The sequence below is a fragment of the Pseudoalteromonas sp. HM-SA03 genome (assembly GCF_002289345.1).
Classification (GTDB): Bacteria; Pseudomonadota; Gammaproteobacteria; order Enterobacterales; family Alteromonadaceae; genus Pseudoalteromonas.
The window spans coordinates 1-669 of sequence record NZ_NSDG01000036.1 but is presented as its reverse complement, the minus strand read 5'-3'; the positions used below and the strand labels follow the sequence as shown (position 1 = coordinate 669).

At 48.1% G+C, this 669-nt stretch carries 1 pseudogene; it reads left to right on the top strand.

The annotated features are described in order from the left end of the window. Positions 1-24: 24 nt before the first annotated feature. Positions 25-669 (top strand): annotated as a pseudogene (locus tag CKO50_RS24505) (hypothetical protein); the annotation flags it as partial.

Genomic DNA, 669 nt, shown 5'->3' with positions numbered 1-669 from the left:
ACTTATCAAGATGGCAGCCCAATTATGGGCGCACCTTATACCATTCGATTTGCAAACGGCACAGAGTTGACTGGTAACTTAGACGACAGCGGTAAAGCAAAAATTGAGAATGCACCGCCAGGTCAATACACCGTGCAATATGGTGAGGATAAACGCGATTACCTGCCAGAAGATAATCGCCCTAAAAACCCACTGTATGGACAAATCACCCCAGCGCGAGCGGCTGAAATGGTACGCAGCGGCAATACCGCACCACTGATAGAAGCCAATGGCATTGCAACCCAAGCTGGTGATTGGTTGTGGGGCACACTGCAAGGCGACTTTAATCAAAACCCCTCCACGTCACAAATCGTGGTAGGTACCTTGATTTCCATGATACCAATTATTGACCAAGTCATGGATTTACGAGATATCATCGCCAATGTCATGTTACTGACCGACGATGATGAAGCCAACGACACCGACGCTTGGCTTGCCTTTACCCTAACGGGTATTGGTTTAGTGCCGGTAGTGGGCTCAGCAGTTAAAGGCGTAGGCAAGGTTATCTTAAAAAATACCGGAGAATCACTCTCTGCTGCGCTTGCAGTTTTACGCAAGCTCGGTAAAGGCGACCCAGTTAAATACCTAAGAGACATCAACTGGCAAGACCTAGGTAAACAATCCGCCACG